Raw genomic sequence first — 19,554 nt, forward strand, 5'->3', positions numbered from 1 at the left:
TTTCCTCCCTAAACTTGGCGGTGCCCTCGGGCACCGCCTTTCTTTTTTCCGACGCCGGCGCCGCGCATGAGACGCCTGCGCAGCATCATGCTGCGCCGCATCAAGCCCGCAGGAAGGACCAGTCGGTCGCGCAGAGCCGCGCCACCAGGCGCTGCATGTCGGCCGCGAAGCGGTTGAAGCCGGCGCCGCGCTCGATCCGCCCCTCGTCCATGTACAGCGCGCGGGCGATCTCGATCTGCAGCGCATGCACCCCGTCCCGCGGGCGGCCGTAATGGCGCGTGACGTAGCCCCCGGCATAGGGGTCGTTGCGCCGCACCCGGTAGCCGAGGCCGACCAGCGCCTCCTCGGCCAGGCGGGTCGCGCGCGGTGCGCAGGACGTCCCGTGGGCATCGCCCAGCACCATGTCGGGCGGGTTCGCGGCATGCGCCGGGTGCGACGGCATGGAATGGCAGTCGACCAGCAGGCAGGCGCCGAAGCGCGCGCGGGTTTCCGCGATCAGCCCCGCCAGCGCGGCGTGGTAGGGCTCCCAGCAGGCGCGGATGCGGGCCTCGGCCTCGGCGAAGGCCAGGCGGCGCCCGTAGACCGTCTCCCCCGTCGCGACGACGCGCGGGATGGTGCCGAGCCCGGCGCCGACGCGCGGGCTGGTCGTGTTGACCCAGGGCGGCAGAGGGCCGTCGAACATGCCCGGGTCGAGTTCCCAGGCTTCCCGGTTCACGTCGCACCAGACGCGCGGGAAGGTGGCCGCGATCAGCGGCGCGCCGTGGTCCGGGACGGAGGCGAACAATTCGTCGACGAAGCCGTCCTCGCTGCGCCGGAGCGCGAGCGGCGCCAGCCGCGCCTCGGCCAGCAGTTCCGCCGGATACTCCTGCCCCGAATGGGGGGAGGCGAAGACGATCGGCACGCCCTGCCGCGCCGGGCGGCGGACGGTCAGGGGCGCGGTCGCGCCGGGGACGGCGAGGCTGGCGGCGGGCAGGTCCATCGCCGGCGACGAAACCATAGCCCCCGGCCCGTGTCACGCGGCGCCGCACGGCGCGGTTAGCGAAATAGTCAGCAGGCCTGCGGCATCTGGCGAAGGATGGCGGGCAAGGGCAAGGACGGTGGCACGACCATCGTCATCCGGCGAGAGGAAGGCGGCGAGCACGGCCACCATGGCGGCGCGTGGAAGGTCGCCTATGCCGACTTCGTCACCGCCATGATGGCCTTCTTCCTCCTGATGTGGCTGCTCAACGCCACGACCGAGGAACAGCGCCGCGGCCTTGCCGACTATTTCGCGCCGACCAACCTGCTGGCGCGCTCGGTGTCGGGCTCCGGCCAGCCCTTCGGCGGCCAGACCCCGAACGACGACGGCAACCAGACCTCCACCAGCGGCGCCATCACCCTCCAGCAGGGCCGCCTGCCGATCGTCATGGACATCGAGGAGGATGACAGCGCGGTCGCCGCCCGCCCGATGCCCCGGCGCGAGGGCCCCGAGGGCCCCGAGGAGGCCGAGGACCCCCGCCTCGTCGCCGCCAGCCCGCCCGGCGCGGCCCAGGGCCCCGAGCGCCCGCGCGGCGGCCCGGCCGAGACGCCCGCGCCCGAGCCCGCGCCCGAGGCGCTGGGGGAGGCCGAGCTCCGCCGCGAACTCGCCCACCGCGAACGCGAGGCCTTCGAGCGCGCCGCCGAACAGATCCGCGAGACCATCGCCGCCGACCCCGCGCTGGCCGACCTCGCGCGGCAGTTGCTGGTCGAGCAGACGCCCGAGGGGCTGCGCATCCAGCTCGTGGACGCGGAGGGCCAGCCGATGTTCGCCCTCGGCGGTGCGGCGCCCAACGACCGCGCGCGCGCGCTGCTCGGCCGCGTCGCGCAGGCGGCGATGCGCCTGCCCAACCCGGTCGCGATCGAGGGGCATACCGACAGCACGCCCTTCCGCGGCGGCGCCGGGCGCAGCAACTGGGACCTCTCGGCCGAGCGCGCGAACACGACCCGCCGCCTGCTGCTCGAGGCCGGCCTGCCCGAGGCGCGGATCCGCAGCGTCGCCGGCCGCGCCGACCGCGAGCCCCTGCTGCCCGACGACCCCGCCGCCGCGGCCAACCGGCGCGTCTCCATCACCCTGATCCGCCAGGTGCGGGAGGAAGCGGGCCGATGACCACGATCCTCGGCACCGTCGTTCTGCTTGTCATGGTGTTCGGCGGCTACATGCTGGCCGGGGGCAAGTTCGACATCATCATCAAGGCCCTGCCCTTCGAGATGATGATGATCGGCGGCGCGGCCGTCGGCGCCTTCCTGGCGTCGAACTCGATGCACGACGTCAAGCACACGCTGGGCGGCCTCGGGAAGGTGCTCAAGGGCGGGCGCTTCCACAAGCAGGACTACACGGACATCCTGTCGCTGCTCTATTTCCTCGTGCGGCTCGCGCAGACCAAGGGGCCGATGGCGCTCGAGCCGCATATCGAGAAGCCCGAGGACAGCGCCGCCTTCCAGAAGTTCCCGCGGATCGCCGCCGACCGCCACGCGGTGATGATGATCTGCGACTACCTCCGCATGGTCGGCATGAACGCCGACGACCCGCACCAGATCGAGGACGTGATGGGCCGCGAACTCAAGAAGGTGAAGGAGGAGGAGATGCACGCCTCCCACGCGCTGCAGAGCGTGGCGGATGCGCTGCCCGCGCTCGGCATCGTGGCCGCCGTGCTCGGCGTCATCAAGACCATGGCATCCATCGACCAGCCGCCGGCGGTGCTCGGCAAGATGATCGGCGGCGCGCTGGTCGGCACCTTCCTCGGCGTGTTCCTGGCCTATGGCATCGTGGGGCCCATGGCCACGCGGCTGAAGGGCGTGGTGGACGAGGAAGCGCGCTACTACGACGTGATCAAGGCCGTGATCGTGGCCCACCTGCACGGCAACGCCCCGCAGGTGGCCGTCGAGACGGGACGCAAGCTGGTGCCGACCGGCTACATGCCGAGCTTCCAGGAACTCGAGCAGTCGCTGCAGGACCTGGTCATCGGGTGAAGGTGGGGGGAGGAGAACCTCCCCCGAGCCCCCTCCCTTCTGTGTCACTTGGTGCCCGTCCTGGACGGGCGGGCGCCAAATCCCAAAGAAGGTTGAGGGGGGTCAGGGGGGAGAAGTTCCCTTCTCCCCCCTTGCTACTTCACCCCATAGATCGTCCGCGCCGCCTCGGCGCTCACCAGCCCGTCCTCGACATCCCGCTGCACCAGCGCGGGGTCGCGATCCTTCGGGTCCCCCATGCCGCCGCCGCCCGGCAGCTTCAGCAGCAGGCGCCTTCCCTTCGGGATGATCTGGAAGCCCTTGGTGCGCAGCACGGTGCCGTTGGCGTCGTTCATCCCGACCCAGCCGGCCGCGCCCTCCCCGCCGCCGTCGCGGCCCTTGGGCGGGTTCGCCACGCGGTCGAAGATGGCGTTGACGGCGAATTCGGCGTCGCCCTTGGCGCCGATCTCCATCACCTGGCCGAAGCCGCCGCGCGTGCGCCCGGCGCCCGCGGAATCGGGGCGGAGCTGCTTCTGCCAGAAGATCACCGGCGCCACGTTCTCGGTCGCCTCCACCGGCATGGTGCGCACGCCGGACGGGAAGGCCGTGCCGTCCAGCCCGTCCTTCCCCGGCCGGGCGCCGGTGCCGCCCGAATTGAAGGTGATGATTTCGAAATCCTCGGTCTCGGCCGCCTGGCCCGAGACCTGGCTGCCACCCCGCAGCGGAGGGTTCCACAGCGCCGAGGAGCCCTCCGCGTTCACCCGCCCCGGCACCGCTTGGTGCAGGCAGCCCATCATCAGATCCGGCAGCAACTGGCCGACGACATGGCGCACGGACACCGGATAGGGCCGCGGCGCGTTGAGGATGCAGCCTTCCGGGATGTCCATCTGGAACGGGGCGAGGCTCGCCCAGTTGTTCGGCACTTCCGGCGCGACCACGACCTTGATGCCGAAGCAGGAATAGGCGCGGCAATAGGCGGGGGGCACGTTGATGCCGCGGCTCGAAAGCCCGCTCGTGCCCGCGTAGTCCACCACGATGCGGTCGTCGTGGATGGTCATGGCGGCCTTGAGCGTGACCGGCGCCTCGTAGCCGTCCGACCGGATCTGCCCGCTGAAGGTGCCGCGCGGCAGCTTCGCGATCTCGGCCAGCGTGGCGCGCGTGCTCGCCTCGAAGATGTAGTGCGCGAGGTCGTCGAGGGTCTCCATCGCGAACTCGTCCATCATCTCGACGAGCCGCTTCGCCCCCGCGTCGTTGCAGGCGCAAAGCGAATAGATGTCGCCTTCCAGTTCGACCGGCGTGCGGGAGCCCACGCGGATGAAGTCGAAGAAGGTCTCGTTCGGGACGTTGCGGTCGAAGCACTTCACGATCGGGATATAGAGGCCTTCCTCGAAGACGCTCCGCCCCTCCGGCCCCATGCCAAGGCCGCCGATGTCGATGATGTGCGCGGTGTTCGCGAACAGACCCACGATCCTGCCGCGCCGGAAGGCCGGCGTGACCACCGTCAGGTCGTGCAGGTGGCCGGTCGCGAGCCAGGGGTCGTTGGTGATGTAGTGGTCGCCCGGCTGCATCGTGTCGGCCGGGAACTTGGCCAGGAAGTGCGCGACCGATTCCGCCATGGAGTTCACGTGGCCGGGCGTGCCGGTCACGGCCTGCGCCAGCATCCGGCCTTCGAGGTCGAAGATGCCGGCGGACAGGTCGCCCGCTTCGCGCACCGTGGTGCTGAAGGCGGTGCGGATCATGGTCTGCGCCTGTTCCTCGACCACCGCGATCAGGCGGTTCCACTGGATCTGGCGCTGGATCTGCGCGAGGGCTCCGGTTTCCTTGCTCATCACGCGGCCTCCTGCACCAGGTCGAGATATCCGAGCCCATCCATCCGGCAGGTCCAGCCCGGCCCCACCAGCGTGCTCGTCTCGGCTTCCGCCACGATGGCGGGGCCGGGGATGGTGGCACCCGGGTTCATGTGGTCACGATCAAAGACGGGCCATTCCGTCACCTCGCCCGTCGCCGTGTCGCGCACCATCTGGGTGCGGCTCGGCTTCGGCGCAGGCGTGTCGGCCACGGGGGCAACCGGCTCCACATGCGCCTCCACGGTCCGGACCGTCACCGCGAAGGACAGGATCTCGACATCCGATCCCGGCACCGGGCGGTCATAGAAGCGCGTGTATTCGCGGTCGTACAGCGCGCGGATCTCGGCCACGTCGTGCTCGGTCAGCGCGCGCGGCGGCAGCGGAACCGAGATCTCGTGTCCCTGGCCGACGTAGCGCATGTAGGCGATGCGGGTCTCCTCGACCGGCGCGCCGAAGGCGCCTTCCGAGACGACCTTCGTCGCCTCCGCCGACATCGACGCCAGCAGCCCGTTCACCGCCTTGAGGTCGAAGGTGCCGAAGCGCTGGTAGAGCGACTTCACCACCTCATACGCCACCGGCGCGCGCAGGAAGCCGATGGCGGACCCCACGCCGGCACCGGACGGCACCAGCATCCGCTTCACGCCGATCTTCTCTGCCACGCGATAGCCATGCACGGGCCCGCCGCCACCGAAGGCGATGACGATGCGGCCCTCATAGCCCTTGCCGCTCTCGATCGCGTGGACGCGGGCGGCGTTCGCCATGTTCTCGTCCACCATCTCGACCACGCCGAGTCCGGCCATATCGCCCGACAGCCCGAGCCTGCCGCCGACATGCTCGGCCAGCGCCGCGCGCGACAACTCAGGCTTCAGCGGCAGCGACCCGCCGGCGAACAGCGACGGCTCGTAGCGGCCGAGTGCGAGGTTCGCATCCGTCACTGCCGGATGCGTGCCGCCGCGACCGTAGCAGGCCGGGCCAGGATCGGCGCCGGCCGATTCCGGCCCCACCTGGATGCGCCCCATGCTGTCCACCTGGGCGATGGAGCCGCCGCCGGCGCCGATCTCCACCATCTCGATCACCGGGATGCGGAGCGGCAGGCCGGAGCCGCGCTTGAACCGGCCCACGCGCGCCACCTCGAAGGTGCGCGAAGCCTGCGGGCGGTAGCCGTCGATCAGGCAGATCTTCGCCGTGGTGCCGCCCATGTCGAAGGACAGCACCTTGGAGAAACCTCGCTGCTTCGCAACATACGCCGAGAAGATGGCGCCGCCCGCCGGCCCGGATTCCACCAGGCGGATCGGGAAGCGCGACGCGGTCTCGATGGTGGTGAGCCCGCCGCCCGACAGCATCAGGAACAGCGGGCAGGCCACGCCCGCCGCGCGCAGCCCGGTCTCGAGCCGACCGAGATAGGTCGCCATGAGCGGCTGGACATAGGCATTGGCGACGGTGGTCGAGAACCGCTCCCATTCCCGCATCTCGGGCGACACGTCGCTCGACAGCGAGACCGGCAGGCCCGGCCACATCTCGCGCACGATCTCGGCCGCGCGGCGTTCATGCGCCGGGTTCACGAAGGCATGGAGGAAGCCGATGGCGAGGCTCTCGATCCCCTCCCCCTTCAGGAATTCCACCTGCGCCCGCACAGCGGCCTCGTCCAGCGGCACCAGCACCTGGCCGGTGTTGTCGAGCCGCTCGGGCACCGCCACGCGCCAGCGCCGGCGCACCAGCGGCTGCGGCAGGTCGATGTTGAGGTCGTACTGGTCGTAGCGGGCCTCGTTGGCCAGCGCGAGCACGTCGCGGAAGCCCTCGGTCGTCAGCAGCGCGGTCTTCGCCCCCTTGCGCTCGATGATCGCGTTGGTCGCGAGCGTCGTGCCGTGGATGACGAGCGAGAGATCCGCCGGCGCCATGCCGGCCTTGGCCAGCACCTGGGTCACGCCCTCCAGCACGCCCTTCTCGGGCGCGGCGGGGGTGGTCAGGACCTTGGTGGTCCAGCGCTGGTCGCCCTTCTCGATGGCGAGGTCGGTGAAGGTGCCGCCGATGTCGACGGCGAGCCTTGCGTTCGTCTGGTGCGGCCGATCCGGACCTCCGCGCCCTTCGGCGCTCCGATCATCGGACGCACTCACAGGCCGGCCTCCGCCGCCCAGCGCTGCACCACGGCCGAGGCCGCCGCGAAGTCTTCCATACGCATGTCTTCCTTCGGATTGTGGCTGCCGTTCTGGTTGCGCACGAACAGCATGCCGGCCGGAATTCTCGCCTCCGCGAAGGCGGCCGCGTCATGGCCGCCGCCGGAGGCCATCTCGCGACAGGGAATGCCGAGGTCCCGCGCAGCGCGTGCCAGGCCCTCGCGCACCGCGGCATCCATCGGGCTCGCGCGGCTGCCGGTCTCGGGGCCGCGCTCGAAGCGCACGCCGCGGCGCGCCTCGATCTCGGTCATGAAGCGGTGCAGCGCCTCGAACATCATGTCGCAGGCGTGCGGGCTGACGCTGCGCACGTCCAGCTGGAATGTCGCCTCGCCGGCGATCTTGGTGAAGCCGGCCTCCTCGGTCGTCGCCATGGTGCAGAAGGTGCAGACCAGCACATGTCCCATGGTCTCGAGCCGCACCCATTCCTCGTCCATGCGGTGCGCGAGTTCGGCCAGCGCGGCGGCGGCATCGCGCCGGTACTTCCGCGGCGTGCCGCCGGAATGGTTGTATTCGCCCACCACGCGCGCCTGGCGCAGCCGCCGGCTGCCGGGAATGCCGGTGACGATGCCGACAGGGATCCTCTCCGCGTCCAGCACCGGCCCCTGCTCGATGTGCAGTTCGAGATAGGCAGCCACGTTGTGCGGGCCGATCGCGTGCTCGCCCCGCGCCACGGCGTCGGGGTCGAAGCCTTCGTCCCGCATGTGGTCGGCCAGCATGCGCCCGCTGTCCTGCCGCCGGATCTCCAGCCCATCCGCCTTGAACAGGCCGAGCGCCATGCGCGACCCCGGATAGGACACGGGGAACCAGGCCCCCGCCTCCTCCGCCCGGATCGCCATGACGGTGATGTCGCGCCCGGGCACGAAGCCCGCGCGCTTCATCCCCGCCACGGCGGCCATGCCGGCCAGCACGCCTGCCGCGCCGTCGTAGTTGCCGCCCTGCCGCACGCTGTCGAGATGGCTGCCGAGGATGACGCGCTTCGCCGCCCGGTCCGCGCCGGGCAGCGTCATGTAGAGGTTGCCCGCGACATCGACCGTGCTTTCCAGCCCGATGCGGTCGGCGGCCGCGCGCACCAGCGCATGGGCCATGCGTTCGCCGGGGCCGTAGGCCTCGCGCGTCACGCCTTCCCCATCCGTGCTGCCGGCGCGCAGGCCAGCGAACAATTCGGCGGCGAGGTCCACATCCGGCGTCAGATTCGGCAGCATCGTTCGTCCTTTCTTCCACGCATCCGATTCAGACCTCCGGGTGCTCGGCGCCAGGGCGCCTCCGCCCTGCAGTCATCGGATGCATGTCAGAGCATGCTGCGGACGCGCCCGCCATCCACGCGGATCATCGACCCGGTGATGTAGGATCCCGTCTCGCCCGCGAGGAAGGCGCCCATCGGCCCGTATTCCGACGCCTGGCCGATGCGCCCGGCCGGCACTTCCTTGCCCGCGCGCGCGATTTCCTCATCGAGCGACAGGCCGGACTTCTTGGCGCGCACCGCGGCGGTCTGGCTGATGCGGTCGGTCAGGATCGAGCCGGGCGCGAGCACGTTCATCGTCACGCCATCCGCCGCGACCTCGCCCGAGAGCGTCTTGAGCCAGGCCCAGATCGAGGCGCGCAGCGTGTTCGACAGCGCCAGCGTCGGGATCGGGTGCTGCATGCCCGACGACCCCACCACGATCACGCGGCCCCACTTCTGCGCGCGCATCGCCGGCATCAGCCGCATGGTGATGCGGATCGGCGAGACGACGATGTTCTGGAACCACTTGGTGAGGTCCTCCTCCTTCATCTCGGAGGCGGTGCAGACCGGCGGGCCGCCGTGGTTCAGCACCAGGATGTCGACGCCGCCCATCGCCTTCGTGGCGGTATCGGCCAGCATGTCCATGTCCGCGCCGGAGGAGACGTCGGCCACGACCGTCACCACGCCCTGTGCGCCGAGGCCCTTGAGGTCCGCCGCGGCCGCTTCCAGCGCCGCCTGGTCGCGGCCGCTGATCGTCAGCACCGCGCCCTCGGCCGCCAGCGCATCCGCGATCGAGCGCCCGAGGCCCTTCGCCCCGCCCATGACCAGTGCGCGCTTGCCCTTCAGACCGAGATCCATCTGCCCATTCCCTGTGCGATGCCGTGGAACCGCGCGGACCCTGCCCCCTCCCCCGCCCCCTGGCAAGACGGGGCGGGGCGCGCTATGCGCGGCACGATCCAACCGTTGCATGCAGGAAGCGTTCCATGGCCAAGCCCGTCATCCTCGTCACGCGCAGGCTGCCCGACGGCGTCGAGGCGCGGCTCGCCGCCCTGTTCGACGCACGGCTGAACAGCGCTGACGAGCCCTGGTTCCGCGACGGCGCCGAGATCGCCCGCCGCGCGACGGAAGCCGGCGCCGCCGGTGTGCTCTGCGCCGCCGGCGACCCCATGACCGCGACGACCATCGCCGCCCTGCCGGACAGCGTGAAGATCGTCACCACCTTCAGCGTCGGCACCGACCACATCGCGCTCGACGCGGCCAAGGCGCGCGGCATCGCGGTGACCCACACGCCGGAGGTGCTGTCCTTCGCCACCGCCGAATGCGCCTTCACGCTCATGCTGATGGCCGCGCGGCGCGCCGGGGAAGGGGAGCGCATGGTCCGCGCCGGCAAGTGGGACGGCTGGGCGCCGACGCAGCTCATGGGCGTGACGCTGCAGGGCAAGACCCTCGGCGTGCTCGGCTTCGGGCGGATCGGGCGCGAACTCGCCGCCATGGCGCGCGGGATGCAGATGAACATCCACTACCACGACGTGCAGCGCCTGCCGCCGGAGCTCGAACAGGGCGCCACCTTCCACGCGACCGAGGACAGCTTCCTGCCGGCCATCGACGTCATCTCGATGCATGTTCCGGGCGGCGAGGGCACGCGCAAGTGGCTGAACGCCGCGCGGCTCGCGAAGATGAAGCGCGGCGCGCTGGTGGTGAACACCGGCCGCGGCCCCTCGGTCGACGACGAGGCGCTGGTCGCGGCACTTGCCTCCGGCCACATCCGCGCCGCCGGGCTCGACGTCTATGACGGGGAGCCGAAGGTCCACCCCGGCTATTTCGCGCTCGAGAACGTGGCGCTGCTGCCGCATCTCGGCTCCGCCACCATCGAGACGCGTGACGCCATGGGCGCCCGCTGCATCGAGAACCTGGAGGCGCTGCTGATCCACGGCCAGAACCCGCCCCACCGCGCCGCCTGACGCAAGGACCGCACCGATGCATTTCGACTTCACGCAGATCCCCTTCGACCAGGCCTACAAGCTGGTCGTCGCCTCGGTCGTGCCGCGCCCGGTCGCCTGGGTGGTCAGCCAGGACCGGGAGGGCCGGGTGAACGCCGCGCCCTATTCCTTCTTCAACGCCTTTTCCGATAACCCCGTCGTGGTCGGCATCGGCTGCGGCCCGCGCGCGCCGGGGGCGATGAAGGACACGCTCGCCAACATCGAGGCAACGGGGCAGTTCGTCGTGAACCTGGTCTCGGCCGGAAATGCGGAGGCGATGAACATCACCGCCGCCGACTTCCCCCCCGGCGTCAGCGAGATCGAGGCCGCGGGCCTCACCACCGCGCCGTCGCTCAAGATCAAGGTCCCGCGCATCGCGGAAAGCCCGGTCGCGCTGGAATGCGAGATCTTCCAGTTCGTCCCCGCCGGCCGGCACACCATCGTGCTGGGCCGCGTGGTGGCGCAGTACGTGCGCGACGATTGCGTGCTGGATGCCGCGAAGTTCTACGTCGACACGCCGAAGCTCGAACTCGTCGGCCGCATGCACGGCCGCGGCTGGTACGCCCGCACCACGGACCGCATCGAGATCCCGCGCATCACGGTCGCGGAATGGGAGGCCAGCCGGAAGGGCTGAGCCTCCCTGGACAGGGCGGCGCGCCGCGGTCAGTTTCCCAGCAAGCGAAAGCGCAGCGCGCGGGCCACGCCACAGGGGCAGGGCCCGCGCGACCGGAGGACCTGTCCATGACCATGTTCCGCGCCACGCGGCGCAGCCTGTTCGCCCTGGCGGCGGCGCTGCCCGCCCCGGCCCTGGCCCAGGCCTTCCCCGACCGGCCGATCCGCTTCGTCATCCCCTGGCCGCCCGGCGGCACGAACGACATCGTGGGCCGCCTGGTCGCGGACGGCATGGGGGCGCGGCTCGGCCAGTCGCTGGTGATCGAGAACCGCGGCGGCGCCGGCGGGGCGCTCGGCGCCGAGGTCGTCGCGAAGGCGCAGCCGGACGGCTACACGATCCTGCTCGGGGGCTCGGGCAGCCTGACGATCAACCAGCTGGTCCGCCGCCGCCTGCCCTACGACCCGGCCACCGCCTTCGCGCCGGTCGGGCTGATCGGCAGCGGCGCCAATGTCATCGTCGTGCATCCCTCGGTGCAGGCCACGACCCTGAGGCAACTGCAGGCCGTGGCGCGCGCGGCCAACCCGCCGCTCAACTACGCCTCCCCCGGCGTCGGCAGCACGGGCCATGCGGCGGGCGCGCTCATCACGCAGGTTCTCGACGTGGAGATGCAGCACGTGCCCTATCGCGGCACCGGCCCCGCCATGAACGACCTCGTCGCCGGGCGCATCCAGGTCTTCACCAATGCGCTGGCGCCGCTCCAGCCGCACATCGAATCCGGGCGCGTGCGGGCGCTCGCCATCGCCGGGCCGCAGCGCAACGCGGCGCTGCCGGACCTGCCGACGACCGGCGAGGCAGGCTTCCCCGATATCCAGGCCGCGACCTGGTTCGGCCTGCTGGCCACGGGCGGCACGCCGCCCGACCGGCTTGCCCGGCTGCACGCCGCGCTCAACGCGACGGTCGCTGACGAAGGCATCCACCGCAAGCTGCTCGACGGCGGCCTCGACATCGAGACCAGCGCGACGCCCGAGGATTTCGGCCGCTTCGTCCAGGCCGACCATGCGCGATGGGCGCCCGTGGTCCAGCGCGCCGGCGTCGCGATCGACTGACCTTGCGGCGATCTCCATCTGCGGCAGGATGTCCCGCACCGGGAAGGACGACGCCGATGATGCAACGCCGCCACCTCGCGCTCGCCGCGCTGCCGCTGCTCGCGCGGCCCGCCCGCGCGCAGGGCGAGGCCTGGCCCGCGCGGCCGGTCCGCCTGGTCGTGCCCTTCGCGCCCGGCGGCACCACGGATGTGGTGGGGCGGCTGGTCGCGGAACGCCTCGGCGCGCGGCTCGGCCAGCCCGTGGTGGTGGAGAACCGGGCCGGGGCGGGTGCCACCATCGGCGCGCAGGCCGTGGCGCGCGCCGAGCCGGACGGGCATGTGCTGCTCGTCTCCTCTTCGACCTCGCACGGCGTCTCGCCGGCGCTCTATCCGAACATCCCCTATGACGCGATGCGCGACTTCACGCACATCGCGATGATCGCGCGCTCGCCCTCGATGCTGGTGGTCAACCCCGCGCATCCGGCGCGGACAATCGCCGACTTCGCCGCCGCCGCGCGCACCGCCGGTGAGATCCGCTTCGCCGTCGCCGGCATCGGCACGTCGTCGCACTTGGCCGGCGTCAGGCTCGCCATGGCGCTCGGCGTGCGGACGGAAAGCGTGCCCTACCGCGGCGCCGGTCCCGCGCTGACCGACGTGATCGGCGGCGTGGTGCCGGCGATGCTCGACAGCCTGCCTTCCTCCGGCCCGCATGTGCGCAGCGGCGCGTTGCGCGCGCTGGCCGTCAGCGGATCCGAGCGTGCCGCCGCCTTCCCCGACCTGCCGACCTTCAGGGAAAGCGGCATCGACGTCGTCTCCTACGCCTGGTTCGGCATCTCCGGCCCCGCCGGCCTGCCGGCGCCGGTCGTCGCGCGCCTCGCGCGCGAGATCCGCGCCGTGCTGACCGATCCGGCGATGCACCAGCGGCTCGAGGATCTCGGCGGCGCGCCGCCCGAGACGACGCCCGAGAGCTACACCGATTTCGTCGCGGCCCAGATCGCCGCCTTCGCGCCCCTGGTCCGCGCCGCGGGCCTCCAGCCCCGATAGGGAAACGCCCCATGACCCGCACCGTCGGCCACCTCCTGGCCGAAAGCCTCGCCGCGCACGATGTCGACCTCATCTACTGCGTGCCGGGCGAATCCTATCTCGGCCTGACGGACGCGCTGACCGAGTTCCCGCAGATCCGCCTCATCGTCTGCCGGCACGAGGGCGGCGCCGGCTTCATGGCGGCCGCCGACGGCCGCATGCGCGACGGGCGGGCGGGTGTCGCCCTCGTCTCCCGCGGCCCGGGCGTGACCAACGCCATGATCTCGCTGCACACGGCCTTCCACGACGCGACGCCGCTCGTGATGCTGATCGGCCATGTGGAGCGAAAGGATGTCGGCCGCCTGGCGCTGCAGGAACAGAACTATTCTCGCCTGCTGTCCGACGTGACCAAGGGCGTCTTCGAGGTCATCCAGCCCATCCAGGCGAGCGAGGTGATCGCGCGCGCCTTCCACCTGGCGCAATCCGGCACGCCCGGCCCCGTTGCCGTCATCCTGCCCGAGGACATCTTCGACGAGCCCGCCGAGGGCCCCGTCGTGCGGCCCCGCACCCTGCCCCGCCCCGGCCCGCGCGCCGAGGACCTCGACCGCCTGGCCGAGATGCTCGCCGCCGCCGAGCGCCCGCTCGTGCTGGTCGGCGGCGCCATGGCCGCCTGCGGGGAGGCCGGGCTCGCCGACCTCAACCGCCTGGCGGAAGCCTGGATGCTGCCCGTCAGCCCGACGCACCGGCGCCCGCATCTGTTCGACGCCAACCACCCGAACTACGGCGGCTACATGGGCATCCGCGTGCCGAAGCCGCTGCTCGACGAGATGAAGAAGGCGGATCTCATGATCTGCCTCGGCGAGCGGCTGTCGGACAGCATCAGCCAGTCCTACACCTTCCCCGCCGCGCCCGAACCGCAACTCCCGCTCGTGCAGGTCTGGCCCGACGCCAACGAGATCGGCCGCGTCTGGCGTGTCGACCTGCCGATCGCGGCCGACCCGCACGCCGTCATCCGCGGCCTGCTCGCGCGCAATGCGCCGGAGCCGACCGACGCCCGCCGCGCCTGGGTGAAGGGGCTCAACACCATCCATCGCGGCCTGCTGGCGCCGGAATGGGACAGCATGCCGGACGGCGTGAATTTCGGCGCCGTCTGCGCGGCGATGTCGCGCCACATCCCCGCCGATGCCGCGGTCACGTCCGATGCCGGGAATTTCTCATCCTTCCTGCATCGCTACTTCCCGTTCCGGCAGACACACATGTTCCTCGCCTCCAACGTCGGCGCGATGGGCGCGGCCGTGCCGATGGCGGTGGCCGCCGCGCTGCGTCGGCCGGGCAAGCGCGCGGTCGCCTTCGTGGGCGACGGCGGCATCCTGATGACCGGCAACGAGATCGCGACGGCGGTGCGCGAAGGCGTGGCACCGGTCGTGATCCTGTCCGACAATTCCGGCTACGGCACCATCGGCATGCACCACGAAGGGCGCTACCCGGGGCGGCCCTACGACCAGGCGACGCGCCTCGTGAACCCGGACTTCGTGGCCTGGGCACGGTCCTTCGGCGCGGCGGCCTTCTCGATCACGGCGGAGGACCAGATCGAGGCGGTGCTGGCCGAGGCCTTCGCCGTCGATGACCGGCCGGTGCTCGTGCACGTGAAGTCCTCGGCGCTGCAGGCCTCGGCCTGGAAGAAGCGGAGCATGCCGCTGCCGGCCTGAGGCCGCCGTTCAAGAAGGTCGGGGGAGGAGAACCTCCCCCGATCCCCCTCCCTTCTTTGTCACCTGGCGCCGGTCCCGGGAGGCCGGGCGCCAAGTGACAAAAAAGGTTGTGGGGGGTCCGGGGGGAGAAGTTCCCTTCTCCCCCCGTACACCACCATGACACTTCCGCGGCGCGCCGCCTGCTGCACCGCGTCAAGCGCGGCGACGCCCGGGTCGCGGGCCGCCGCCGCTACTCCGCGGCCAGCTTGGCCTCGTCCAGCACCACCTGCGGCACGGCATAGGCCTCGAGATCCGCCCAGAGCCGCGGCAGGTCGGCCTCGAACAACCCGCGCGTGATGCCCGCCGCCACGCGCGGCGCCGAGATCGACATGGCGTTGATCGACGACCCCGCCGGGCCGAAGGACATGCTGGTGCCGATGCCGAACAGGTGGATGTCGCGGATCCAGGGCGTCTCGCCCGCGCGCTTCTCCAGGAAGGCGGACTCCGGCCCGAGATAGGGGAACATCGCCAGCCGCTCGTTCGCCTCCTCAGGCGGTGGGTCGTAGCGGTCGCGCCAGAGCGCGATGTTGTCCGCGCAGCCCGCCAATTCCGGCACCAGCGCCGGGTCCATCCGCACACCCGTGCCGCAGATCGCGAAGTCGGCGGCGAAGTCGCCCCGCGCCGTCTCCAGCACCGCCCGCCCGCCTTCCGCCCGCGCACCCGTCCAGGGCCGGCCGATATGCATGGTGAAATTCGCGAAACGGTTGGCGCGGTCGTAGGTGTCCTGCGCGAAGCCTTCCCGCATGCCCAGGATTTTCGCCATGAAGCGCCAGCGCCAGGCGTCGGGCATCTCGTGCAGGTGGCGGAGGAACCCCGCGAAGGTCAGCCAGCGATAGGGCTGCACCACCATCGGGTCCGCCCGGCGGCAGAACAGGTGGACCTCCGCCGCGCCGGCCTCGAGCGCGACCGCCGCATTGTCGAAGGCCGAGGCGCCCGCGCCGAGCACGGCCACGACCTTCCCGCGCAGCGCGGCGAAGTCGATCTCGTCCCAGGCATGGGCGCGCAGGGCCTTCGGCAGCGCCGCCACGAACTCCGGCATCCAGGTGCGGCCGACGCCTTCCTGGCCTGTCGCCATCACCACCTTGCGCGCGAGCATCGGCCCGGCGCTCGTCTCGACGCTGAGGCAGGGCAGACCGTCATCCGTGCGCGCGGGCCCGATCCGCCCGGCCGTCACGCCGTTGCGCACGGGCACGCCGGCAACGCGGCGGAACCACAGCAGGTAGTCGTTCCACAATTCCTTCGGGATCCAGCGCATGGCGGCGAAATGCGCCTGGCCGAACTGCGCCTCGTGCCAGGCCTGGTATGTCAGCGAGGGCGTCTTCAGGTCCGGCCCGGTCTGGTCCTTGAGGGAACGCAGGTTGTGCATCCGCGCATAGGTCACCCAGGGGCCTTCCCGCCCGTGGGCCGCGCGGTCGATAACCAGCAGGTTGTCCACCCGGTCCCGCTTCAGCGCGAAGCCGACCGCGAGCCCGCATTGCCCGCCGCCGATCACGAGGCAATCGAGCACCGGCGTCCCGCCCGAAGTCTTGGGCACCAGCCAGGGCGCGCGCGGATGCGCCGTCAGCGCGAGGTCGCGGGCGACATCGGCCTCGAGGTCGAGAAGGGTCCTGGGGATCGGCATGCACTCGGTCCGGTTTCGTCTCAGATGGCGGCGGGCGGCGCGGCGTGAAGGGCCTGGGAACTGCCGGGCCCGGACGTCGGACCGCGCGATGGGGGCGGTCTCGAACGGTCCCTCAGCCCGGCGCGTCCATCAGGCTCACATGCGCGGCGACGACCCGCCACCCTTCGGGAAATCGTACCCAGGATTGCTGCTGCCGCCCGATCCGCGCCGAGCCCTCCCGCCGGAAGGTGATCGACGCGGTCGCGAAGTCCCGCCCGTAGGTGGTGATCGCGGTGCGCAGGATCTCCCGCTGCAGGCCCTTCGGCGATCGGCCGGCGCGGAAGGCGGCGATCTCGGCCGCGCCGAACAGGTTCTCGGTGGCGCCGAAGCGGACGGTCTGCGGGCTCTGCCAGAACAACTCGTCCAGCACCGCCACGTCGTTTCCGACCAGCGCCGCCTCGTAGCGGGCGAAGGCGGCCTCGACCGCCTGCTTCACCTCGGGGATGTCGATCTGCATGCTCAGGCTCCGAAGGGGGCGACGGGGGCGCGGGCGACGCCTCGGGCTTCCAGCGCGCGCGCGACGCGCAGCGCGACGTCCTCCCGCCAGGGGGCGGCGATCACCTGCACGCCCATGGGCAGGGTGCCGGGCCAGACCGGCACCGCCACCACCGGCAGGCCGATGAAGGAAATGGGCTGGGTGTAGAGCCCGATATTCGGCCGGAGCGGCATCTCGACGCCGTCCAGCGTGACCGACTGCGTGCCGAGTGGCGGTGCGGCCATCGGCGTCGCGGGGGCGAGCAGCACGTCATGGTCGCGGAACACCGCCTCGGCCTGCTGCGCGAACCAGCGCCGGAAGCGTTGCGCCGCCTGCACCCAGGCCGCCGGCAGCAGGGCGCCGGCGATCAGCCGGTCGCGAACGGCGGGGTCGAACTCGGCCGCGCGCGCGCGGAGCCGCGGCAGGTGCAACTCGCCTGCCTCCGCCATGGTGATGAGGAAGGCGGCACCGCGGGCGCGCTCCGCCTCGGGCAGCGCGGCTTCCGCCGTGACGCCGAGCGCAGCGCAAGCGAGGTCGAGCGCCGCGTCGCTCTCGGCCATCCGGTGCCGCGCGAACCAGCCGCCGAGCCGCGCGATGCGCAGCCCCGCGATGCCGGCCTCGAAGCCCTGCCCGACGGGCTCGGCCGCGCGCCGCGTACAGGCGGGATCGGCCGCGTCGGGGCCCGCCAGCGCGTCGAACACCGCCGCCAGGTCGCGCACGGACCGCGCCAGCGGCCCGACATGGTCGAGCGAGGCGACGAAGGGGAAGGCGCCCGCCCGCGACAGCCGCCCATAGGTCGGCTTCAGCCCGAAGGTGCCGCAGAAGGCGGCGGGCACGCGGATCGAGCCATTGGTGTCCGACCCCAGCGCCACCGCCGCCATCCCGCCCGCCACCGCGCCCCCCGACCCGCCCGAGGACCCGCCCGTCATGCGCCCCGTGTCGTGCGGGTTGCGCGACGCGCCGTCATGCGCGTTCTCGCCGGTGAAGTCGTAGGCGTATTCGCCCATGTTGAGCGCGCCGAGCAGCAGCCCGCCGGCCGCCTCCAACCGCGCCACAGCCGTGGCATCCGTCGTCGCCGGCGGATGGTCGCGATTGATGCGCGACCCGGCGCGCGTGGCCAGCCCCGCGATGTCGAACAGGTTCTTGGCCGCGACCGGCGCGCCGGCCAGCGGCGGCAGCGCCGCCCCGCGCGCCCGCGCGGCGTCGAGTGCCACAGCACGCGCCCGCGCCCGCGCCGCCGTGACGTCGGTGAAGGCATTCAGCACCGGGTTGCGCGCCGCGATGCGCGCCAGCGCGGCCTCGGCCAGTTCGGCGGCGCTCGCCTCCCCGGCCGCGATGGCTGCCGCGATGCCGGTCGCGTCGCGGTCGAGCAGCTCCGCGACGCTCATCGGCCGGGCTCGAAGACCGGCGCGGGCTCGGTCGCGTCGGGCAATGGGAAGGCCTGCAGCGCGGCCGCGATGGCTCCCGCGACGCGCAGGTTGGCCGCGACCGCCGGCCGCCAGGCGGGGTCGAGCGGGATGCCGGTCGGGGGCAGAAGGGCGGCGAGCAGCGCCTCGGGGTCGGGGGGCATGGGATCGGGCATGGCGGCAGGCTCCGTGACGGCGGGATTCGATGCAATCCCCGCGCCGGACCCATCGACGCCTTGATTTGGCCCAAGCGGTGCGGTTCCTGGCGGCGATGGGCGGCAGGCGCCGCCCGGCCCTTCGGATCGCCCCATGACCAGCCCCGCCGCGCCCGCGCTCTCCATCGTCGTCCCCGCCTACAACGAGCAGGAGGTGCTGCCCGAATTCCACCGCCGCCTGGCCGCGGCGCTGGCGGACATCGGCATGGCCTGGGAGGTGGTCTACGTGAACGACGGCTCCCGCGACACGACGCTCGAGGTGATGCTCGGCCTGCAGGCCGGGGACCCCCGCGCCGCGGTGGTCAACCTGTCGCGCAACTTCGGCAAGGAGATCGCGCTGACCGCCGGCCTCGACCACGCGCGCGCGACCGAGGCGGTGGTCGTGATCGACGCCGACCTGCAGGACCCGCCCGAGGTGATCCCCGCCCTGGTCGCCGCCTGGCGGGAGGGCTTCGACGTCGTCTACGCCCAGCGCAACACGCGCGAAGGGGAAACTTGGCTCAAGAAGGCGACGGCGGCCGGCTTCTACCGGGTCATGCAGCGGCTTGGCGGCAAGGTCCACCTGCCGCCCGACACCGGCGACTTCCGCCTGATGTCGCGCCGCGCCGTCGATGCGCTGCTGAAGCTGCGCGAGCAGCACCGGTTCATGAAGGGCCTGTTCGCCTGGATCGGCTTCCCGTCCAGGGCGGTGCGCTACGACCGCGCGCCGCGCGCGGCCGGCACGACCAAGTGGAACTACTGGAAGCTCTGGAACTTCTCGCTGGAGGGCATCACGTCCTTCACCGTCGCGCCGCTCAAGGTCGCGACCTATCTCGGGCTGCTGACGGCGATCGGCGCCGTGCTCTACCTGACGCAGTTGCTCGTCCGCACCGCGCTCTATGGCAACCCGGTCGCGGGCTATCCGAGCCTGCTCGCAGTCGTGCTGTTCCTGGGCGGGGTACAGATGATGATGCTCGGCATCATCGGCGAATACCTCGGGCGCATCTTCAACGAGACCAAGGGCCGGCCGCTCTACATCACGGAACGCTACGCGCCGAGCCGGACGGAGGGCTGACGGCGGGCATCCGCTCGGGGGTCGAAAGGTGGGGGGAGGAGAACCTCCCCCGAGCCCCCTCCCTTCTTTGTCACTTGGCGCTGGTCCTGA

17 protein-coding genes are annotated in these 19,554 nt (G+C 71.9%); 8 read left to right on the forward strand and 9 right to left on the reverse strand.

The features are described from left to right. Positions 1-100 precede the first annotated feature (100 nt). Positions 101-979, reverse strand: coding sequence for an N-formylglutamate amidohydrolase (locus E8M80_RS02445; RefSeq protein WP_137124050.1), 879 nt, complete (start codon positions 977-979; stop codon positions 101-103). Positions 980-1,075: 96 nt separating this feature from the next. On the opposite strand from E8M80_RS02445, the gene E8M80_RS02450 reads away from it, so the two are divergent. Together E8M80_RS02450 and motA are read left to right on the forward strand one after the other, a co-directional pair. Next, positions 1,076-2,125: a flagellar motor protein MotB gene (locus tag E8M80_RS02450; protein WP_137124051.1), complete on the forward strand. Its 1,050-nt coding sequence runs from the start codon at positions 1,076-1,078 to the stop codon at positions 2,123-2,125. Continuing rightward, positions 2,122-2,988 (forward strand): flagellar motor stator protein MotA, encoded by an 867-nt coding sequence (gene motA / locus E8M80_RS02455; RefSeq protein WP_137124052.1) that lies wholly within the window; start codon positions 2,122-2,124, stop codon positions 2,986-2,988. Before E8M80_RS02450 ends, motA begins: the two co-directional genes overlap by 4 nt. Positions 2,989-3,122: 134 nt before the next feature. Here motA and E8M80_RS02460 read toward each other — a convergent pair whose 3' ends face one another. The 4 genes from E8M80_RS02460 to E8M80_RS02475 form a co-directional block, all read right to left on the reverse strand. Further along, positions 3,123-4,793: a hydantoinase B/oxoprolinase family protein gene (locus E8M80_RS02460; RefSeq protein ID WP_137124053.1), complete on the reverse strand. Its 1,671-nt coding sequence runs from the start codon at positions 4,791-4,793 to the stop codon at positions 3,123-3,125. Then, positions 4,793-6,925, reverse strand: a complete 2,133-nt coding sequence (locus E8M80_RS02465; protein WP_137124054.1) for a hydantoinase/oxoprolinase family protein — start codon at positions 6,923-6,925, stop codon at positions 4,793-4,795. Before E8M80_RS02465 ends, E8M80_RS02460 begins: the two co-directional genes overlap by 1 nt. After that, positions 6,922-8,187 carry a hydantoinase/carbamoylase family amidase gene (locus tag E8M80_RS02470; RefSeq protein WP_137124055.1) on the reverse strand — a complete coding sequence of 422 codons (1,266 nt, stop codon included), beginning with the start codon at positions 8,185-8,187 and terminating at the stop codon, positions 6,922-6,924. Before E8M80_RS02470 ends, E8M80_RS02465 begins: the two co-directional genes overlap by 4 nt. Positions 8,188-8,273: 86 nt before the next feature. After that, positions 8,274-9,065, reverse strand: a complete 792-nt coding sequence (locus tag E8M80_RS02475) for an SDR family oxidoreductase (protein ID WP_137124056.1) — start codon at positions 9,063-9,065, stop codon at positions 8,274-8,276. A gap of 125 nt (positions 9,066-9,190) precedes the next feature. Between E8M80_RS02475 and E8M80_RS02480 the strand changes: the two genes are divergently transcribed. The 5 genes from E8M80_RS02480 (at position 9,191) to E8M80_RS02500 (ending at position 14,615) form a co-directional block, all read left to right on the forward strand. Beyond that, positions 9,191-10,168, forward strand: coding sequence for a D-glycerate dehydrogenase (locus E8M80_RS02480; protein WP_137124057.1), 978 nt, complete (start codon positions 9,191-9,193; stop codon positions 10,166-10,168). A 16-nt stretch (positions 10,169-10,184) separates the two neighbouring features. Further along, positions 10,185-10,820, forward strand: coding sequence for a flavin reductase family protein (locus E8M80_RS02485; protein ID WP_137124058.1), 636 nt, complete (start codon positions 10,185-10,187; stop codon positions 10,818-10,820). 107 nt (positions 10,821-10,927) lie between these two features. Beyond that, positions 10,928-11,905: a tripartite tricarboxylate transporter substrate binding protein gene (locus tag E8M80_RS02490; protein ID WP_240789853.1), complete on the forward strand. Its 978-nt coding sequence runs from the start codon at positions 10,928-10,930 to the stop codon at positions 11,903-11,905. Positions 11,906-11,961: 56 nt separating this feature from the next. Beyond that, positions 11,962-12,927, forward strand: coding sequence for a tripartite tricarboxylate transporter substrate binding protein (locus tag E8M80_RS02495; RefSeq protein ID WP_206035547.1), 966 nt, complete (start codon positions 11,962-11,964; stop codon positions 12,925-12,927). 11 nt (positions 12,928-12,938) lie between these two features. Next, a complete protein-coding gene (locus E8M80_RS02500; protein WP_137124059.1) occupies positions 12,939-14,615 on the forward strand; it encodes a thiamine pyrophosphate-dependent enzyme in 1,677 nt (558 codons plus the stop codon). A gap of 229 nt (positions 14,616-14,844) precedes the next feature. On the opposite strand, the gene E8M80_RS02505 is transcribed toward E8M80_RS02500, so the two are convergent. From E8M80_RS02505 to E8M80_RS02520, 4 genes are all read right to left on the reverse strand, one after another. Then, on the reverse strand, positions 14,845-16,275 hold the full coding sequence (locus E8M80_RS02505) for an NAD(P)-binding domain-containing protein (protein WP_206035548.1): 1,431 nt from the start codon (positions 16,273-16,275) through the stop codon (positions 14,845-14,847). Between the two features lie 112 nt (positions 16,276-16,387). Continuing rightward, complete coding sequence (gene hpxZ, locus E8M80_RS02510; RefSeq protein WP_137124060.1) at positions 16,388-16,771, reverse strand: oxalurate catabolism protein HpxZ; 384 nt, start codon at positions 16,769-16,771, stop codon at positions 16,388-16,390. A 2-nt stretch (positions 16,772-16,773) separates the two neighbouring features. After that, complete coding sequence (locus tag E8M80_RS02515; protein ID WP_137124061.1) at positions 16,774-18,177, reverse strand: AtzE family amidohydrolase; 1,404 nt, start codon at positions 18,175-18,177, stop codon at positions 16,774-16,776. Further along, a complete protein-coding gene (locus tag E8M80_RS02520; RefSeq protein WP_137124062.1) occupies positions 18,174-18,371 on the reverse strand; it encodes a DUF4089 domain-containing protein in 198 nt (65 codons plus the stop codon). Before E8M80_RS02520 ends, E8M80_RS02515 begins: the two co-directional genes overlap by 4 nt. Before the next feature lie 133 nt (positions 18,372-18,504). Here E8M80_RS02520 and E8M80_RS02525 point away from each other — a divergent pair, with 133 nt between their 5' ends. Next, positions 18,505-19,464 (forward strand): glycosyltransferase family 2 protein, encoded by a 960-nt coding sequence (locus E8M80_RS02525; RefSeq protein ID WP_137124063.1) that lies wholly within the window; start codon positions 18,505-18,507, stop codon positions 19,462-19,464. Positions 19,465-19,554: the final 90 nt, after the last annotated feature.

The organism is Roseomonas sp. HF4, from assembly GCF_005222755.1.
Taxonomy (GTDB): domain Bacteria; phylum Pseudomonadota; class Alphaproteobacteria; order Acetobacterales; family Acetobacteraceae; genus Neoroseomonas.

What these genes read in the sequence shown, in the direction of transcription:
- E8M80_RS02445 (WP_137124050.1), bottom strand. Translation starts at nt 979, where the DNA reads ATGGACCTGCCCGCCGCCAGCCTCGCCGTCCCCGGCGCGACCGCGCCC.
- E8M80_RS02450 (WP_137124051.1), top strand. Translation starts at nt 1,076, where the DNA reads ATGGCGGGCAAGGGCAAGGACGGTGGCACGACCATCGTCATCCGGCGA.
- motA (WP_137124052.1), top strand. Translation starts at nt 2,122, where the DNA reads ATGACCACGATCCTCGGCACCGTCGTTCTGCTTGTCATGGTGTTCGGC.
- E8M80_RS02460 (WP_137124053.1), bottom strand. Translation starts at nt 4,793, where the DNA reads ATGAGCAAGGAAACCGGAGCCCTCGCGCAGATCCAGCGCCAGATCCAG.
- E8M80_RS02470 (WP_137124055.1), bottom strand. Translation starts at nt 8,187, where the DNA reads ATGCTGCCGAATCTGACGCCGGATGTGGACCTCGCCGCCGAATTGTTC.
- E8M80_RS02475 (WP_137124056.1), bottom strand. Translation starts at nt 9,065, where the DNA reads ATGGATCTCGGTCTGAAGGGCAAGCGCGCACTGGTCATGGGCGGGGCG.
- E8M80_RS02480 (WP_137124057.1), top strand. Translation starts at nt 9,191, where the DNA reads ATGGCCAAGCCCGTCATCCTCGTCACGCGCAGGCTGCCCGACGGCGTC.
- E8M80_RS02485 (WP_137124058.1), top strand. Translation starts at nt 10,185, where the DNA reads ATGCATTTCGACTTCACGCAGATCCCCTTCGACCAGGCCTACAAGCTG.
- E8M80_RS02490 (WP_240789853.1), top strand. Translation starts at nt 10,928, where the DNA reads ATGACCATGTTCCGCGCCACGCGGCGCAGCCTGTTCGCCCTGGCGGCG.
- E8M80_RS02495 (WP_206035547.1), top strand. Translation starts at nt 11,962, where the DNA reads ATGATGCAACGCCGCCACCTCGCGCTCGCCGCGCTGCCGCTGCTCGCG.
- E8M80_RS02500 (WP_137124059.1), top strand. Translation starts at nt 12,939, where the DNA reads ATGACCCGCACCGTCGGCCACCTCCTGGCCGAAAGCCTCGCCGCGCAC.
- E8M80_RS02505 (WP_206035548.1), bottom strand. Translation starts at nt 16,275, where the DNA reads ATGCCGATCCCCAGGACCCTTCTCGACCTCGAGGCCGATGTCGCCCGC.
- hpxZ (WP_137124060.1), bottom strand. Translation starts at nt 16,771, where the DNA reads ATGCAGATCGACATCCCCGAGGTGAAGCAGGCGGTCGAGGCCGCCTTC.
- E8M80_RS02515 (WP_137124061.1), bottom strand. Translation starts at nt 18,177, where the DNA reads ATGAGCGTCGCGGAGCTGCTCGACCGCGACGCGACCGGCATCGCGGCA.
- E8M80_RS02520 (WP_137124062.1), bottom strand. Translation starts at nt 18,371, where the DNA reads ATGCCCGATCCCATGCCCCCCGACCCCGAGGCGCTGCTCGCCGCCCTT.
- E8M80_RS02525 (WP_137124063.1), top strand. Translation starts at nt 18,505, where the DNA reads ATGACCAGCCCCGCCGCGCCCGCGCTCTCCATCGTCGTCCCCGCCTAC.